General features: G+C 69.8%; 16 protein-coding genes. 8 read left to right on the top strand and 8 right to left on the bottom strand.

Translation table 11 applies throughout. The annotated features are described in order from the left end of the window. Window positions 1-6 precede the first annotated feature (6 nt). The 4 genes from wecB to AB8M46_RS31555 are packed head-to-tail and all read left to right on the top strand — an operon-like array spanning window position 7 to window position 5,135. Window positions 7-1,221, top strand: a complete 1,215-nt coding sequence (gene wecB / locus AB8M46_RS31570; RefSeq protein ID WP_394362590.1) for a non-hydrolyzing UDP-N-acetylglucosamine 2-epimerase — start codon at window positions 7-9, stop codon at window positions 1,219-1,221. 4 nt (window positions 1,222-1,225) lie between these two features. Then, a complete protein-coding gene (locus AB8M46_RS31565) occupies window positions 1,226-2,932 on the top strand; it encodes a DUF2334 domain-containing protein (RefSeq protein WP_394362589.1) in 1,707 nt (568 codons plus the stop codon). A 15-nt stretch (window positions 2,933-2,947) separates the two neighbouring features. Next, the gene (locus tag AB8M46_RS31560) at window positions 2,948-4,135 is read left to right on the top strand and encodes a cytochrome P450 (protein ID WP_394362588.1); all 1,188 of its coding nucleotides are present in this window, start codon (window positions 2,948-2,950) and stop codon (window positions 4,133-4,135) included. A 25-nt stretch (window positions 4,136-4,160) separates the two neighbouring features. After that, complete coding sequence (locus AB8M46_RS31555) at window positions 4,161-5,135, top strand: helix-turn-helix transcriptional regulator (protein WP_235213428.1); 975 nt, start codon at window positions 4,161-4,163, stop codon at window positions 5,133-5,135. On the opposite strand, the gene AB8M46_RS31550 is transcribed toward AB8M46_RS31555, so the two are convergent. The 4 genes from AB8M46_RS31550 to AB8M46_RS31535 form a co-directional block, all read right to left on the bottom strand. Then, window positions 5,122-5,895: a hypothetical protein gene (locus AB8M46_RS31550; RefSeq protein ID WP_394362587.1), complete on the bottom strand. Its 774-nt coding sequence runs from the start codon at window positions 5,893-5,895 to the stop codon at window positions 5,122-5,124. The genes AB8M46_RS31555 and AB8M46_RS31550 overlap by 14 nt on opposite strands. Before the next feature lie 9 nt (window positions 5,896-5,904). Further along, on the bottom strand, window positions 5,905-6,573 hold the full coding sequence (locus AB8M46_RS31545) for a papain-like cysteine protease family protein (RefSeq protein ID WP_125735005.1): 669 nt from the start codon (window positions 6,571-6,573) through the stop codon (window positions 5,905-5,907). 152 nt (window positions 6,574-6,725) lie between these two features. Beyond that, window positions 6,726-8,303 carry an adenylate/guanylate cyclase domain-containing protein gene (locus AB8M46_RS31540; protein WP_394362586.1) on the bottom strand — a complete coding sequence of 526 codons (1,578 nt, stop codon included), beginning with the start codon at window positions 8,301-8,303 and terminating at the stop codon, window positions 6,726-6,728. A 61-nt stretch (window positions 8,304-8,364) separates the two neighbouring features. Next, complete coding sequence (locus tag AB8M46_RS31535) at window positions 8,365-9,168, bottom strand: class I SAM-dependent methyltransferase (RefSeq protein WP_394362585.1); 804 nt, start codon at window positions 9,166-9,168, stop codon at window positions 8,365-8,367. An 88-nt stretch (window positions 9,169-9,256) separates the two neighbouring features. Here AB8M46_RS31535 and AB8M46_RS31530 point away from each other — a divergent pair, with 88 nt between their 5' ends. Continuing rightward, entirely contained in the window at window positions 9,257-9,718 is a 462-nt protein-coding gene (locus AB8M46_RS31530) for a peroxiredoxin (RefSeq protein WP_037345292.1), read from the top strand. Here the strand turns inward: AB8M46_RS31530 and AB8M46_RS31525 are convergent. Beyond that, entirely contained in the window at window positions 9,684-10,427 is a 744-nt protein-coding gene (locus AB8M46_RS31525) for a MerR family transcriptional regulator (protein WP_394362584.1), read from the bottom strand. The genes AB8M46_RS31530 and AB8M46_RS31525 overlap by 35 nt on opposite strands. A gap of 62 nt (window positions 10,428-10,489) precedes the next feature. On the opposite strand from AB8M46_RS31525, the gene AB8M46_RS31520 reads away from it, so the two are divergent. The 3 genes from AB8M46_RS31520 (at window position 10,490) to AB8M46_RS31510 (ending at window position 13,038) form a co-directional block, all read left to right on the top strand. Continuing rightward, on the top strand, window positions 10,490-10,939 hold the full coding sequence (locus AB8M46_RS31520; RefSeq protein WP_394362583.1) for a DUF6194 family protein: 450 nt from the start codon (window positions 10,490-10,492) through the stop codon (window positions 10,937-10,939). Between the two features lie 18 nt (window positions 10,940-10,957). Then, entirely contained in the window at window positions 10,958-11,692 is a 735-nt protein-coding gene (locus AB8M46_RS31515) for a TioE family transcriptional regulator (RefSeq protein WP_394362582.1), read from the top strand. 188 nt (window positions 11,693-11,880) lie between these two features. Next, a complete protein-coding gene (locus tag AB8M46_RS31510) occupies window positions 11,881-13,038 on the top strand; it encodes a S1 family peptidase (protein ID WP_394362581.1) in 1,158 nt (385 codons plus the stop codon). Window positions 13,039-13,089: 51 nt separating this feature from the next. Here AB8M46_RS31510 and AB8M46_RS31505 read toward each other — a convergent pair whose 3' ends face one another. From AB8M46_RS31505 to AB8M46_RS31495, 3 genes are read right to left on the bottom strand one after another with little or no spacing between them, the layout of a single operon-like run. Then, a complete protein-coding gene (locus AB8M46_RS31505) occupies window positions 13,090-13,569 on the bottom strand; it encodes a DinB family protein (protein WP_037345282.1) in 480 nt (159 codons plus the stop codon). A gap of 37 nt (window positions 13,570-13,606) precedes the next feature. Then, window positions 13,607-14,545, bottom strand: coding sequence for an alpha/beta fold hydrolase (locus AB8M46_RS31500; protein WP_394362580.1), 939 nt, complete (start codon window positions 14,543-14,545; stop codon window positions 13,607-13,609). A gap of 13 nt (window positions 14,546-14,558) precedes the next feature. Continuing rightward, a complete protein-coding gene (locus AB8M46_RS31495) occupies window positions 14,559-15,023 on the bottom strand; it encodes a DinB family protein (RefSeq protein WP_394362579.1) in 465 nt (154 codons plus the stop codon). Window positions 15,024-15,084: the final 61 nt, after the last annotated feature.

Genomic DNA, 15,084 nt, shown 5'->3' with positions numbered 1-15,084 from the left:
GACCAGGTGCGTAACGCACAGAACGAGACCGACGTCATGCCCGAAATCTGGCTCGTCGTGGGAACCCGGCCGGAGGCCGTGAAACTGGCTCCGGTGGCCAGGGCATTGGCTTCCGGCGGGCGGATGCGGCCCGTACTCATCGCCACCGGACAACATCCCGAAATGGTCGGCCAGGCCTTGGCGACGTTCGGATTGACGGCGGATGAAAATCTGACGGTGAATCGGCGAACGGGCTCCCAGCCGGAACTCCTTTCCGGACTTCTCACCGGGCTGGAAGAAGTGGCCGGCCGGCGGCCGCCCACCGCCGTGATCGTCCAGGGCGACACGACGACCACCTTGGCCGGCGCGCTCACCGCGTTCTGGCTCCGCGTCCCCGTCGTGCACCTGGAAGCGGGCCTCCGTTCGTTCGACCTCGGCGCCCCGTTCCCCGAGGAACTCAACCGGAAACTGGTGACCCAGGCGGCCGCGCTCCACCTCGCCCCCACTCCCGACGCCGCCGCGAACCTGCTGGCCGAAGGCGTGCCCGAGGAGAACGTGCTCGTCGCCGGCAACACCGTCGTCGACGCGATCCTCACGGTGACGGACGGCTCCACCACCGTGCACGATCCGGAATTGGCGACTCTGCTGGAAAACGCCACCCGCGGCGCGGTCAAACTGATGCTGGTCACGCTCCACCGCCGCGAATCCTGGGGCGAGCCGATGCGCCGGGTCCTGCGCGCGGTGGCCCGGTTGATGGCCTCCGATCCGGAACTGCGGGTGGTGCTTCCCGCGCATCCGAATCCGGAGGTGCGTGATCTCGTCCGCGCAGAACTGGCGGATTCGCCGGGCGCGCTGATCACCGGTTCGCTGCCGTATCCCGAACTGGCGGCGACCTTGGCCGCCAGCACACTCGTGCTCTCGGATTCCGGCGGTATCCAGGAAGAGGCCCCGACCTTCGGCGTCCCGGTCCTGGTGCTCCGCGACGTCACCGAGCGTATGGAGGCCGTGAACGCGGGCTGCGCCCTGCTCGTCGGGACGGACCACGACAAGATCGTGTCGACCGCGAGCCTGCTGCTGAACGACCCCGCGGCGCGCACCCGGATGATGAGCAAGGGCAACCCGTTCGGCGACGGTGCCGCCGCCGAACGGACCGAGCAAGCCCTCGCGTATCTCCTCGGCCTGGCCGCGGAGCCGCCCACCCCGTTCCGGCCCGCCTCCGCGAACGAACCGGCCGAGGTCTGACCCGATGACGAAGGACAACGGCGGGCAGCGCTTTCGCCTGCCCGCTTGGTTCCGGCTGGCGGTCGTCGCGGTCGTCGCCGTCACCGTCGCCGTGGTCGTCCTGGTCCAGGTGACGAAGAAGGATCCGGTCACGGCGTCGCCGGCCGCGGCTCCGGTGTCGCTGGCCGATCGCCTTCCCGGCGCGGGAAAAGCGGGGCTGCCCGGCCCCGGCGGGGATCCGGCCAGGAAGACCCTTGTGCTCTACGACGACGGGCGCAAGAAGGACGGGACCGTCTCACCGCCCGAAGAGGTCCGGACGGCCGAGGCGTACGCGATGTTCACCGCGAACCTGGTTTCCCGTGGCACCGCTTGGGAACTGCGGCCCGCCGCCGACTACCGGCAGCGGCAGGCGGACGCGTTCCAATCGATCGTGTACGTCGGCTCGGTCTCCGACGCGGCGCTGCCGAAGGCGTTCCTGAACGACGTCGCGGCCGCGCGTGTCCCGGTGGTCTGGATCGGCGCCAACATCTGGCAACTCCGCGCGGACGCGGGCTGGCGCGCGGAGGGCTACCGCGACGACAACCCCACCACCGTCACCTACAAAGGCACTCCCCTGCGCCGCGATCCCCGTTCGGGCACCGGGGTCGTCGCGATCGACGTCCGTGATCGGACGCGGGTCCAGATCCTGGCCGAGGCGAGCGCTCCAGGCGGCGAGCCGTCACCCTGGGCCGTCCAATCAGGACAGTTGACGTACGTGGCCGAGGTGCCCTACGCCTACGCCGGAGCGCAGGACCGCTACCTCGCGGCGGCCGACATCCTGCTCGGTGCCCTGTCTCCGCAGGCGCCGGACCGGCACCGCGCGCTGATCCGGCTCGAGGACGTCGGCCCGCGGACGAAACCGGAAGAGCTCCGCCGCGTCACGGATTTCCTCGTCCGGGAGAAGATCCCGTTCTCCCTCGCGGTGTACCCGTACTACTCGGACCCCCAAGGCCGGGCCAACGACGGCGTACCGACGTCCGCGCGGCTGGTGGACTCGCCGGACCTGGTCGCCGTGCTCAAGGAAGCCGTCCAGGCCGGCGCGACGCTGGTGATGCACGGTTACAGCCATCAGAGCGACAGCGGCCCGAACCCGTACGACGGGGTCAGCGCGAGCGATTTCGAGTTCTACAAGTCCAGTGTGGACGGTGCGGGTACGGTCCGGCTGGACGGCCCGATGCCCGAGGATTCCGCCCGGTGGTTCGACGACCGCGTCGCGACCGGGCTCGGCGAGTTCCGGCGCGTGGGCCTCCCGGAGCCGACGCTGTTCGAGTTCCCGCACTACGGCGGTTCGGCCGTGGACTATCAGCGGGTCACCGAGATCTTCCAGGCACGCTACGACCGCGGCAGTTACTACGCGGGCTTCTGTCCCGGCGGGCGATGCGGCGCGACGGCCACCGCCACCACGGAACAGGTGTACGGCCAGTTCTTCCCGTATCCGGTGCGCGACGTCTACGGCGCGAACGTCGTCCCCGAGAACATCGGCAACGTGGCGCCCGTCGCGTTCAACCAGCACGCCTCCCGCACCGCCGTCGACATGCTCGCCGACGCGCAGAGCGCGCTCGTCGTCCGGGACAACGTCGCGAGCTTCTTCTACCACCCGTTCCTCGGCGAGGGCGGCCTGCGGGACCTGGTGAACTCGTTGCGCGCGCTGGGGTACCGCTTCGCGAAACCCACGGAGATCCTCGACGGCTGAGCATAGGATCGGCTCATGCTCGAGAACCTGCTCACCCCGGAGACCAGGACCGATCCGTACCCGTTCTACCGTCAGGTCTTCGACCGCGGGCCGGTCTTCGCGGCCGCCGACGGATTCTTCGTGGTCAGCGGGTTCGAAGAGGCGTCCGCCCTGCTCAAGAACCCCGCTTTCGGCCATGGGGAGCCGGAGGTGCTGCCGGATCCGCACGAGAACGAGCCGGTGGACGAGCAGGGCCGGGTGGTCCGGTCGTTCCTCGCGCTCGACCCGCCCGATCACACGCGGCTGCGGCGGCTGGTCTCCAAGGCGTTCACGCCGAGGATGGTCGAGCAGCTCGCCCCGAGGATCGAGGAGCTGGCGAAGGAGCTCGTGGCGAAAGCGCTCGAAAGGGGCGAATTCGACCTGATGACCGAGATCGCGAAACCGCTGCCGGTCGTCGTCATCAGCGAGATGCTCGGGGTGCCCCTCGCCGACCGCGGGCGTTTCGAGGGCTGGTCGCACGCCATGGGGCGCGCACTCGACCCGTCCTTCCTCATCGCGAAAGAGACCGTCGCGGCGGCCGTCGCGGCCCGGCGTGAGTTCGTCGCCTACTTCCGTGAGCTGGCCAAGGAACGGCGGAAGCGGCCGACCGGTGACCTGTTCTCCGATCTGGTTTCGGTCTCCGACGAGGGCGACCGGCTCAGCGAAGGCGAACTGGTGATCACCGCGATGCTCCTGCTGGTCGCCGGGCACGAGACGACGACCAACCTGATCGGCAACGGGATCCTCGCGCTGTTGAACCATCCGGAGCAGCACCGGAAACTGGCCGAGGACCGGTCGAAGATCCCGAACGCGGTCGAGGAGATGCTCCGGTACGACTCCCCCGTCCAGCTGACGACGCGGCTCGCCCTGCGGGACACGACGATCGGTGACAAGGTCGTCGGCAAAGGCGCACAGGCGGTCGTACTGCTCGGAGCGGCCAACCGCGACCCGCGCACGCACGAGAACCCGGACCGTTTCGACGTGGATCGCCCCTCGCCGAGGCATCTCGCGCTGGGGCAGGGCATCCACTTCTGTCTCGGCGCCCCGCTCGCGCGCATGGAGGGCCGGATCGTCTTCGAGGCGCTGCTCGGCGCCGGCCGCGCCTTCCTCCGGACCGCCGATCCGGTCTGGGTGAAGCAGGTGACGCTGCGCGGCCTCGAAAGCCTGCGGCTCGAATTCGCCTGAAAGTCCGGTTTTCGACCTTAGGCGGTTGCCGACCGGCGCCGGACTGCGCATGCTTTGCGCCAATCCGGCGTCGGTGGGGGTGCCCATGTACCAGGAACGCGAGGTCAGAACCGGCTCGTTCCATCGCGCGCTTTCCGAGGCGGTGGAGCATCGCGGCCTTTCCCTGTCCCGGATCCGCGCGCATCTGGCGGCACGCGGCGTTTCCGTGGCCGAATCGACCTTGAGCTACTGGCAGCGCGGCCTCCGCCATCCGTCGACGCCGCGCTCGCTCGACATCGTCCGCGCGCTCGAAGCCGTGCTGGGCCTGCCGCCGGACAGCCTCATCGTCCTGATCGGCCCGCAACGACGTTCCCCCGGCGACGACCGCAGGCCCTCGGTCGCCGAACTGCGGCAGAGCTGGGCCGAGACCTGTTCGCTGCTGGACGAGCTGAGCGCGTCTCCCGGCACGGAGGGCAACGCGAAGCTCGACGTCGTCACCGTCGTCGACGTGCTCACCATGACCGGCGAAGGACGGATCTCGGAGATCACCTCGACCATGGTGGTGCGGGCACGGGAGCCCGGCGCGGACGGTTTCGTGGTGACCCATCAAGACGAACCCGGCACCGACATGGAGGCCACGACCGTCCTCGCCACCGACGGCTGCCGAAGAGGCAGAGTGCGCCGAAGCGCCACATCGCCGGGGATGGTCTTCGAGCTCCTCTTCGACCGCAGCCTGGCCGAAGGGGAAACGCACACCTTCGCGTTCACCCTGCGGCTGGCCGCGTCGGTCCGTTCGACCTGCTTCCACCGGACGGTGCGGTCGCGCATGTCGGCGTATCTGCTCCGCATGCGTTTCGACGGCGGAGCGCTCCCGGCGCGATGCGTCAAAACCGTGCGGGAGCGCGAAGACCTCGCCCCCGTGGTCAGCGAGCCGCTGCATCCCGGACCGGGTGCGACGGTCAGTGCCTACTTCGAGGAACTCGACGTCGGCATCGCGGGGATCGACCTCATCTGGGAGTGAGACGGCGCCGCCGCCACACCGCGACCAGTACGACACCCACTCCGGCGACCCCGGCGGTGATCAGGCCGGCCACGATCCCGGCCGGAATCCCCGTTTCGGCGGGCGGGGCCACCGGCTGTGTGAAGCCGATCCCGCCGCCGCGCTGGTAGTCCGATCCCGGCAGCTTGTCGGCGTAGCGGCCGTGCACTGCCCGCTGGTAGTCGGAAAGCGGGACGAACTTCCCCACCGGCGACTGCGGCAGGCTCGCCTGCAGCAGCACCACACCGTCGGGCCCCAGTTCGTACCAGCCGTTGATCTGGGGTTCGTTGAGCAGGACCGCACCGGGCTTCAGCCGCGCGCTCAGGGTCTCTTCGTCGTTCCCGGAGAACACGCTCGCCGCGACCCACTTCCCCGGTCCCTCGGGCATCGCCTGCAGCGTGGCCTTCTGCCCGGAATCCGCGGTGGCCGTCACGGCGACGGATCTGAGCATGCCCGCCGGTGCCCTCTCGACGCCCCTGACGAAGTCGGGGTTGAGGGTGTAGACCGGGATTCCCTTCTCCGCCATGGTGATTTGCTGCGGTTCGATGTGGTCGACCTGCCGGAAGTTCGATCTCGCGAGTCCGATCGCGTCCGGCTGCCCGGCGACACGTACGGCCGCCGCGAGGTCGCCGTCCGAGGGCGGGACGACGCGCTCGCTCGCCGAGGCGGGCGGCGTGGCGGGCAGCAGCGTCGCGACGGCCACCGCGAGACAACCGGCGAACTTCCGGCAGATCGTGTTCATGACCGCGCCTCAGCCCTTCCGGATGTTGACGATGGTGTCGTTCCAGCGGAACTGGCCGTTGCTGCGGTACTGGTTGTAGTTCCAGGTCTGGTAGCGCTGGTAGGTGGGCCACGGGTCGCCGACCATGATCGACTGGTTCGCCGAGTCGTAGCCGTAGATCACCTCGGCGTGGCCGCCGCCGGAGGTCCAGTAGATGCCCGTCAGGTTCAGGATCCCGGAGTCGATCTGGCTGACGACCGAGCTGAAGCCGATCGGGCCGCCCGCGTCCTGCGCGGAGAAGCCGGTGCCGCGGAAACCGCGGACGATCTCGTAGATCTGGGCCGGCTGGTTCGGGCAGTATCCGGCCGAGGTTCCCTTGCCCGCGGCGCAGAACTGGGCCTGGGTGGCGGTGCCGCCCAGCGACCGCTCGATGCTCGAACCGTCGGCGGCCCAGCACCATTGGTTGTACTGCTGCACCTGCTGGGTGTAGTTCAGCTGCTTGGACGCGGCCGTCGCGGCGACCGTCGTCGCGGTCCCGGCCACCGGCGCGATCTCCCGCACTTGAGTGTGGGTCTGGGTCTTGATCAGGCCGCTGGGCCGGTCCCCGTCGCCGGACTGCGCCAACGCGGTGGCGGGCAGCATGCTCAGCGCGAAGACGGCGGCTCCGGTCGCCAGCACGGCCCTCGAAAGGCTCTTCACAGATGTCTCCTTTGACACGGGGGGTGGGGAGATCACCGTGCGCCGCCCGGGCTGCGGGAACAACGCCCTCACCAGGCGCGAAGGAGCCGCTGTGATCGTTCACGGTCCGCCACCGGCGGAGTCCGGGCTACCGCGCAAGATTCACGGCGCCTTCACAAAGGCTGTGAATCCGCCACGGGTGTCGCGAGCGTGGTGGGCCGGGACCGGCCCCGCAAGGTGACGTCCTCCGTCGCCTTCCACTGCGCGGCCTCGGCTTCGGCCGCCGACTCGATCGCCGTCCACGAAGCGAGCAGCCGGGCTTCGACGTTCTTCGCCAGCTCGGTGAGCCGGGCCGCTTCGTTCACCGGATCGCCGATCACCGTGTACTCGAACCGCCGCGGGTCGCCGACGTTCCCGGCGACCACCTCACCCGTCGCCACGCCGATCCCGGCCGGGCATTCCGGCACCTCCGCCGCCAGCCTGCGCGCGATCGCCCGTCCCGCGGAAAGCGCGAGGGTCGCGTGGTCCTCCAGCCGCACCGGCGCGCCGAAGATCGCGAGCGCGGCGTCGCCGACGAACTTGTTGACCAGCCCGTGGTTGCGGTCGACCTCGTCGACCACCACCGCGAAGAACCGGTTGAGCAGGCCGACGACCTCCTCGGGCGGACGGCTCGCGGCCAGCGCGGTCGAGCCGATCAGGTCGACGAAGAGCACCGACACCGTCCGGACCGTGCCACCGAGTTCGGCCGACGTGCGCATCGCCTCGCTCGCGACGTCCTCGCCGACATGCCTGCCGAACAGATCCCGCAAACGTTCGCGTTCGGCGAGACCGGCGGCCATCCCGTTGAAACCCGCTTGCAGCAGACCGAGTTCGGTGCCGTCGTAGACCGGGATCTCGACGGTGAAGTCACCGGCACGGACCCGGCCCAGCGCGTGCTGCACCGATCGGATCGGGTTCACCACGGCGCGGGCGGTGAACACCGTCACCAGCAGTCCGAAGACCAGTACCACCAGCCCGAGAGCGATCACCGAGATGGCGAGTTTCGTCGTCGATACGTCGCCGCGCGCCCACGCCAGCACCGCCGTGACCACCAGCCCCGCCACCGGCACCCCGGTGCCGAGGCACCAGAACAGCAGCATCCGCAGATTCACCCCGCCGCTGAGCGGCCGCGCCGGCACCGTGCCGGACAACGCCAGCGCCGCGTACGGCCGGAGGATGAATTCCCCGGCCAGGTAGGCGATCGCACAGACGACCACTCCCGCGAACGCGACCACGAGCAGTTCGGTGAGCACGACCCGCGGCTGCACCAGCGCGGCCAGCACGCCGAACACCACGGTCGCGATACCCCACAACACCGCCTGGACCAGCGTCAGGCGCAGCGGGACCCGGAGGCTCGACGCGCGTTCTTCGTCGCTCGGCGTCCGGCCCTCGGCCGCCCACCGCAACGTCCGCAGCGCGCCGCGGGTGCCCCACAGCGCACCCACCACCACGGCGGAGACCACGTACACCGGGACCGCGATCGCGGTCACCCGGATGAGTTCGCCGGACATGCCGGGAGCGGGCATGAGCAGCGCCGCCAGCCCGACCACGACCAGCGCGCCGATGACGTTGGTCGCGATCAGGGTCCCGGTGAGCAGCCCCTGGACGCGACGGCGCAAGACGGCCGGGTCCTGAGCGAGCGGGCCGAGCAGCCAGGAGCCGAACGGCCCTTGCCCGCGGCCCCGAACAGAGGAGTCGTTGTCTGATCGCACCCGTGTCCCGCCGTTCACCCCGGTTTGAGTGAACGACTGTACACCGAAAGGGCCGTACCCGTCAGCGGACGGTGCCGGAGCCGATCAGGGTGGTGGCGTCGAGTTCGGTCAGCCCGTCGGCGCGCAAGGACTCGAGATAGCGCTCGCGCACCCGCTCGACGACGTCGGGCTCCAGATCGTCGAGCAGTCCCCGGAAGCCGGAGCCGATGACGACCAGCCAGGCGATCTCCGGCGTCATGGTCAGCCGCAGTTCGTTGACCACGACGTCCACATCGGACAGATTCCGCTCGGAAAGCCACTCGGCGTAAGGACCCGCCTGGTCGACGCGATCGATCAGGCTCGGTTCACGCTCCGGCGGCGGCGCGGACTCGGTCACCGCCGCGACCGCGCGGCCGAGATGGCGGCCCGCGGCCACCATGGCCCCGCCGCGCCAGATGGTGAAGACGGCCCGGCCGCCGGAGCGGGCCCTGGCGATCAGGCGCTCGGTCCCGTCCGTCATGTCGGGGAAGAAGAAGATGCCGAGCGCGGACTGCACGACGTCGTAGCCGCCGGTCTCCCACGCCGTCGCGTCGGCCTCGTGCGCGCGCAACTGCGGCAAGCCTGCCGCAAGACGGCGCAGCTCGCCGATCATCGGACCGGAGAGGTCGAGCGCGTCCACCACACCTCCCGCGCCGACCGCGTGCGCCGCCGGAATCGCCGAAGCCCCGGTGCCGCAGCAGGCGTCGAGGACACGGTCTCCCTCGGCGAGCCCGGCGGCGGCCACCGTGGCCGCGCCGATCGGCTCCCACAGATGCCGCCCGAGTGCGGCGAAATCGGCGGCGGCCGCGTCGAAGGCGCGCTGGGTTCCCACTTTGCGAGAGGACATGCCGCGACGATATCCGTTTCGCGCCCCGGCCACGGATCGAATTCGCGCCGGGACCGATCCGGCGCGCCCGCGGCTCCGAATACCGGACATGGATCAAGGAGACCTCGTCCCGGACTTCACCCTGCCCGACGACACCGGCCAGGACCGCACGCTGTCGGAGTTCCTGGCCACCGGCCCGGTCGTGCTGTTCTTCTACCCCGCCGCGATGACCGGGGGCTGCACGGCCGAGAGCTGCCACTTCCGCGACCTTGCCGCGGAGTTCCGCGAGGTCGGCGCCCACCGTGTCGGGATCAGCCCGGACGGGATCACCAAGCAGCGGCGATTCTCCACCCTGCACGGTTTCGACTACCCGCTTCTGTCCGATGTGGACGGAGAAGTCGCCAGACTCTTCGGCGTCTGGCGCCGCTTCAGCCCGCTGCACGCCAAGCGGCGCACCTTCGTGATCGACACCGACCGCCGGATCCTCGCGGTGATCAAGAGCGAGCTGAAATTCGACGTCCACGCCGACAAGGCGCTCACGACCCTGCGGGAACGGACTCCCAGCGCCTGACGCGGTCCTCGCCACTCACGAGGCGGGAAAGCGCGGCCGTGCCGTCGAAGAGCGCCCGCGAGCGGGCCGTGATCCCGGCGTCCCTGGCGGCGAGCGCGGAAGCGACGTCCTCCAGCCGCCTGGATCGCCGTAGTTCCGGCATCAGCGCGCGCAGGGGCGCGACACGGTAGCCCGCCAGCCGCAGCTGATGCACGATCCGCGCGTCCCGCACCTGCGACGGCGTGTACCGCCGCGTCCCCCTTTGATCGCGACCGGGCACGACGAGCTGTTCCGTGTCCCAGTGCCGCAGGGTCGACGGGCGCACGCCGAGCGCCGACGCGAGTTCGGAGACGCTCATCGAGTCCGAGCCGCGTACGTCTTCGATCGGTTCCCCGGAGATCACCCGGGCGGCTTCCCTGGCGTCCCGGAGATCCGCGCGTTCGGCGTCGAGCCCGGCGTGGGCCGCGTCGAGGCGCGCGAGGACCTCGGGGAGCGGATCCCGGTGCACGGCGCGGACGATCTTCTTGGCCTCGACCGGCCCCACCGCGGCGGCGAGCGCGCGATAGGCCAGCGCGGACCGGAGGTGGATCTCGCCGTAACTCCGGTAGCCCGAATCCGTCCGCGACGCCGCCGGCAGCACGCCGTCGCGTTCGAGGTTGCGCACCTGCTGGACCGAATACCCCGCCAGGCGGGCGACCTCCGCCGTGCGCATCGATTTGAGACTTGACACCTTCACTCCGTCGAAAACGCGCTCGAACCCTCCATAAGCACTTTAATGCCACGCTTGAGCACATGACCATCGAAGAGATCATCGGCCTCGTCTCGGGCCTCGACGGCGTCCTGACCCTCACCCCGGGACCGGGTGACGAATGGCCGGAGCTCAGCTGGGGCGACGCGTTCTTCTACTACTCCCCCGACGGCGTCGTCCCGACCAACGTCCAGCCCTTCGCGACGATCGTGACCAAGAACTACCCCGGCGACGAGACCTCACGGCTGGACCGCCCGGACACCTTCCGCGTGAACATCCACGCCGGCAAGAAGGAGTTCGCCCGCGGTCTTGGCCAGAACCCCGCCGACACCGACGTCCTGATCGCCCATCCCGTGTACGGGAACGCGGGCTGGCTGGCGGTGGTGAACCCGGCGTCGAACACCGAAACGGCCACTCGCGAACTGCTCGAAACGGCCTATCGGCTGGCCCGTGCCCGGTACGAGCGGCGGGCGGAATCCGCGCGCGACCGGTAGACCGAATATCGTGGGGCGGTGGGCCGGAACCTTCGAACCCGTGAGCGGCTCAGGCCGGTCGACCTCGCGCGCGAGCACGGCCTGTCCGCACAGGCGGTCCGCAACTACGAGTCGGACGGCATCCTCCCCGCCGCCGAACGCGGGCCGCAGGGCTATCGCACCTATACGCCACTGCACGCGCGAGCCCTGCGCGCCTTCCTCGCCCTGGTGCCGGGGCACGGTCACGCGACGGCGGCGTCGATCATGCGGGCGGTCAATCAGGACGACGTCGAGGAGGCACTCCGGCTCGTCGACGAAAGCCACGCGCAACTGCTCGACGACCGCCGCACCCTCCAGGCCGTCACGGCCGCGCTCCGCGATCTCGAACCCGTGCCGCAGGAACGGGGTGAGGTGTTCGTCGGCCCGCTGGCCCGGAAACTCGGCGTCCGGCCCGCCACCCTGCGCGAGTGGGAACGGGCGGGCCTCCTCCGTCCCGAGCGTGACCCGAGGACGGGCTACCGCGTCTACAACGCGGCCGATGTCCGCGACGCGAAGCTGACCCATCAGCTCAGGCGGGGTGGCTATCTCCTGGAGCGGATCGCGCCGGTGCTCGACCAGGTCCGCTCGGCGGGCGGCGTCGTCCCGCTCGAGTCGACGCTGCGCGACTGGCACGCCCGGCTCGCGGCGAGGGGACGCGCCCTGCTCTCCGGTGCCGCCGCGCTGGACGCCTACCTCGCTGACACTTTTGGGACAATGACACTTCCGCGCAATTGAATACGCGGGCGATTCGCGCTTTCCGCATACGAAAGTAGGTCCGCGATCACGGATCCTACTTTCGGCGCTACGACATGGCGTACGGGCGCTCGTACTGTGCGTCACGTCGAGATGAACCGCCCGGTCCCCTGCGCTTTCCGAACATATTCCGGCGGTTCGTCGTTCCCTCCTTATCGAAGGAAATTCGCATGCGAATTCGCGGACCCGTCATGCTCACCCTGTTCAGCGTCTGTGCCGGAATCGGCGCGCTCGCCGTCCCGGCGACCGCCGCGCCGGTCACGTCCTACGACCAGACGATGCTCGAAACGCTCGCCGCCCAGCTCAAGGTCAGCCCGCTTCAGGCCGCCCAGAAGCTGGACCATGAGAAGAACCTGATCGCGTCGCTGGACAACGTCAGAAATCGTGGCCTCCACACCGACGGCGCGTACTTCGACAACGCCGGCGCGCTCGTGGTGAACGCCGACGCCGGTTCCGCGAAGGAGCTTCGCTCCGTCGGGCTGACCCCGCGCACCGGCGCCCGCGGCGAGAACGCGCTGAACGCCCTGGCCGCCAAGGTCGGCACGGTGATCGGCAAGGACGTCACCCAGGTCCAGTCCTGGGGTCCGGAACTCGCGGCCGACCAGGTCGTCGTCACCGTGCAGCCGGGTGCCGACAGCGCCCTCGTGCGCCGGCTCACCGCCATGCCGGGTGTCGCGGTCCAGACCGGTGTCGCCAACGGGAACACCACGCAGGCCGACGTCATCCCCGGCCAGATCATGGACCTCGACCCGGGCACCAACTGCTCGCTCGGCTTCCCCGGCACCACCAGCAGTGGCAACAACGTGCTGCTCACCGCCGGGCACTGCGTCGAAGGCAACCCGGACATCCTCAACCGCAACGGCGTCCACATCGGCCGCGGTGTCGCCACCCAGTTCCCGTCGACCGACATGGGCCTGATGGACATCGACACCGAAGACACCGGCCGCGGCTACGTGGACACCCGCATGGGCACCACGGTGCGGATCACCGGCAGCTCGAAGGCGCCGGTCGGCACCACGCTGTGCAAGGCGGGCAACACCACCGGCTGGACCTGCGGCAAGATCACCGCGTACAACCAGACCGTGCGCTACAGCGGCGAAAGCGTCGCCACCACCGGGCTGGCGAAGTCGACCGTCTGCACCGAGGGCGGCGACAGCGGCGGCGCCTACATCGCGGGCAACACCGCGCAGGGCATGACCTCCGGCGGCCCCGCCGACGGCCACGACTGCGGCTACAACGAAGGTGCGAACGCCACCGGCTCGTACTCCTACTACCAGCCCGTCGTGGACGCGGCGAACAAGTACGGCGTCACGCTGACCCGTTCCTGACGAACGAAACGACGATGCCGGGGAGCCACCGCTCTCCGGCATCGTCGTTCGCTAGGAACTCAAGATCTGTTCCCGCAGGATGTCCGCGTGTCCGCCGTGCTGGGCGAGTTCCCGCAGCATGTGCAGATACACCCAGCGCAGCGGGAGCGGGCCGCGGCGGTTCCCGTGGAGCAGGTCGTCCAGATCGAGGGCGGCCGCGGCCTTGCGGGACACCTCGCAGGCTTCGCGGTACGCCTGCCGCACGGAGGCGATCGTGTCCTCTTCGGTGAGGATGAACGATTCGTCGGGCGTCTCGGGGAGACCGATCTCGGTCCGCGGGCGGCAGGTGATGCCTTCGACGAACCACACCTTTTCCACGAAGGTCGCGTGCTTCACCAGACCGAGCAGGGTCGTCCGGGAGGGGACGAGCGACCGGCGGGCCTGTTCCTCGGTCAGCCCTTCCAGGGATTCGTCGAGAACACGACGGTGCTCGTCGAGGAAGACCTCGAACTGCTCGCGGAACGGGTGGTTGAGGACTTCCAGCGTGGACATGCGCGAAGCATCGCAAAGGTTCTCGATCTCGGGCAACCTACTTCAGGAAGCCGATCAGTTCGGCGCTGACGAACGCCGGATTCTCTTCGGCGAGCCAATGTCCCGCCTTCGGCACCTCGACCGCGCGGGCCAGGTTCGCGACGCGCGGCGCCAACGTGGCCTTCTGCGGTTCGAGCAATCCTTCCGCTGTCATCAGCAAAGTCGGCGTGGTGATGGGTTTCGCGCCGGCGTTCGCGGTCGCGTCCTGCCCGAGCGTCCGGTAGAGCTCGAAGCCGCCGTGCAGGACCTCCGGCCTGGAGTAGGTGCGGGCGTACTCGTCGATCTCCGCGTCGTCGAACGGTGGCGGTGCGCCGGGACCGCCGAAGGCCGTTCCCGAGTAGGCGACCTGGGGATAGAACAGGGACAGGTACTCGCGCACGTCGTCGCCGACGACGGCTTCGGGAATCGTCTTCTGCGAGTGGAACGCGATATGCCAGCTCAGGTTCCGGTAGGCCGTCGCGTCGAGCGCGGGTCCCGGCAGTGGCAGATCGAGATAGGCGAGTTTGGTGAGATCGCCGGGGAATTGCGCGGCGTATTGGAAGGCGACGGCGGCGCCGAGGTCGTGACCGGCGATCCGGGCGTCGCGCAGGCCCAGCCGTCCGGCGACGAGGCCGTGCACGTAGCGGGCGAGGGTCGCCTTGTCGTAGCCGGGCGGCGAGCCCTCGCTGTCGCCGAGACCGGGCAGGTCGAGGGCGTACACCGTGAAGTGTTCGGCCAGCGCGGGCATCACCCGGTGCCAGCCGTACCAGGTCTGCGGCCAGCCGTGCAGCAGTACGAGCGGGGCGCCCTTGCCGCCGGTGACGTAATGCATCTTCACCCCGTCGACGTCGGCGAATTCGTGCCGGAACCCAGGGGGCGGCGTGGCGGTGGCCGGGGGCGAACCGCAGGCCGTCAGCAGGACGAGGGCCGCGACGAACGCGGCGGCTCGATGGAACATGGGGATCTCCGTTTCAGCGCCCGGTGGCGCCATCGATCAGTTCGCGCAGGATGTCGGCGTGTCCCGCGTGCCGCGCGGTTTCTTCGATCAGGTGGGTCAGCGTCCAGCGCCGCGATGCCCGGTGGGGCCCCGCCGCGGCGAGGTCGTCCCAGGAGGCGATCTCGTCGTTCGCCTCGGCGACGGTTTCCCGGTAGGCGGCCAGAATCGACGCCGTCGTGTCGTCCGGGGCCGGGTGGAACGTCGCCTTCCAGTCGGTGACGCGATGGCCGAGCAGCCAATGCCGTTCCACCTGGGTCAGGTGCTTGACCAGGCCCAGCAGATTCGTGCCGGACGGCACGCCGGGAAGGCGGGCCCGGTCTTCCGGAACGCCTTCGGCCTTGGCCATGACCGCCGCGCGGAGATAGTCGAGGAACCCGGCGAGCACTTCCTTCTCGCCTGCTCCGGTCGACGGTGGCCCGGCGTCACGTTTCCGGCTCATCGCCCGGTCGCGTTCCGGCGGCCCGCCGTTCGTGGAAGTTCGGCCCAGAATTTCGTAGCGC

The sequence above is a fragment of the Amycolatopsis sp. SB7-3 genome (assembly GCF_041021335.1).
GTDB lineage: Bacteria > Actinomycetota > Actinomycetes > Mycobacteriales > Pseudonocardiaceae > Amycolatopsis > Amycolatopsis japonica.
This window is presented reverse-complemented; position numbering and strand designations above follow the sequence as displayed.

Bases quoted from the DNA above. Each gene is read 5' to 3' on its own strand.
- AB8M46_RS31530 (WP_037345292.1), top strand. From the start codon at position 9,257: ATGGATCAAGGAGACCTCGTCCCGGACTTCACCCTGCCCGACGACACC.
- AB8M46_RS31505 (WP_037345282.1), bottom strand. From the start codon at position 13,569: ATGTCCACGCTGGAAGTCCTCAACCACCCGTTCCGCGAGCAGTTCGAG.
- AB8M46_RS31560 (WP_394362588.1), top strand. From the start codon at position 2,948: ATGCTCGAGAACCTGCTCACCCCGGAGACCAGGACCGATCCGTACCCG.
- AB8M46_RS31565 (WP_394362589.1), top strand. From the start codon at position 1,226: ATGACGAAGGACAACGGCGGGCAGCGCTTTCGCCTGCCCGCTTGGTTC.
- AB8M46_RS31550 (WP_394362587.1), bottom strand. From the start codon at position 5,895: ATGAACACGATCTGCCGGAAGTTCGCCGGTTGTCTCGCGGTGGCCGTC.
- AB8M46_RS31500 (WP_394362580.1), bottom strand. From the start codon at position 14,545: ATGTTCCATCGAGCCGCCGCGTTCGTCGCGGCCCTCGTCCTGCTGACG.
- AB8M46_RS31535 (WP_394362585.1), bottom strand. From the start codon at position 9,168: ATGTCCTCTCGCAAAGTGGGAACCCAGCGCGCCTTCGACGCGGCCGCC.
- AB8M46_RS31495 (WP_394362579.1), bottom strand. From the start codon at position 15,023: ATGAGCCGGAAACGTGACGCCGGGCCACCGTCGACCGGAGCAGGCGAG.
- AB8M46_RS31510 (WP_394362581.1), top strand. From the start codon at position 11,881: ATGCGAATTCGCGGACCCGTCATGCTCACCCTGTTCAGCGTCTGTGCC.
- AB8M46_RS31520 (WP_394362583.1), top strand. From the start codon at position 10,490: ATGACCATCGAAGAGATCATCGGCCTCGTCTCGGGCCTCGACGGCGTC.